Annotated in this window: 1 protein-coding gene; it reads left to right on the plus strand. The window is 39.6% G+C overall.

Translation table 11 applies throughout. The annotated features are described in order from the left end of the window. A partial coding sequence (adcAII, locus tag ADH52_RS04730; protein WP_049510401.1) for a zinc-binding lipoprotein AdcAII occupies positions 1–689 on the plus strand: 689 nt, incomplete at both ends.

A 689-nucleotide genomic window follows, 5' to 3' on the forward strand; every position in this document is an offset into this window, starting at 1 on the left:
TTAGCTGCTTGTGGCCAAAAGGAAAGCCAGTCAGGTAAAGGGATGAAAATTGTGACCAGTTTTTATCCTATCTATGCCATGGTCAAGGAAGTATCTGGTGACTTGAATGATGTTCGAATGATTCAGTCAAGTAACGGAATTCACTCCTTCGAACCTTCAGCAAATGATATTGCAGCCATCTATGATGCAGATGTATTTGTTTACCATTCGCATACGCTCGAATCATGGGCGGGAAGTCTGGACCCCAATCTTAAAAAATCCAAAGTTAAAGTTTTAGAGGCTTCTGAAGGAATGACATTGGATCGTGTTCCTGGTCTAGAAGATGTGGAAGCAGGTGATGGAGTTGATGAAAAAACGCTTTACGATCCTCACACTTGGCTAGATCCTGAAAAAGCTGGCGAAGAAGCCCAGATTATCGCTGATAAACTTTCAGAGGTTGATAGTGAGCACAAAGAAACTTATCAGAAAAATGCGCAAGCCTTTATCAAAAAAGCTCAAGAATTGACTAAGAAATTCCAACCTAAATTTGAAAAAGCGAGTCAGAAAACATTTGTAACCCAACATACAGCTTTTTCTTATCTAGCTAAGCGATTTGGACTCAATCAACTTGGAATCGCAGGTATCTCTCCAGAACAAGAACCAAGTCCAAGACAACTAACAGAAATTCAGGAATTTGTTAAAACCTATAA

It is taken from the genome of Streptococcus pseudopneumoniae (assembly GCF_001072665.1).
Taxonomy (GTDB): Bacteria; Bacillota; Bacilli; order Lactobacillales; family Streptococcaceae; genus Streptococcus; species Streptococcus pseudopneumoniae_S.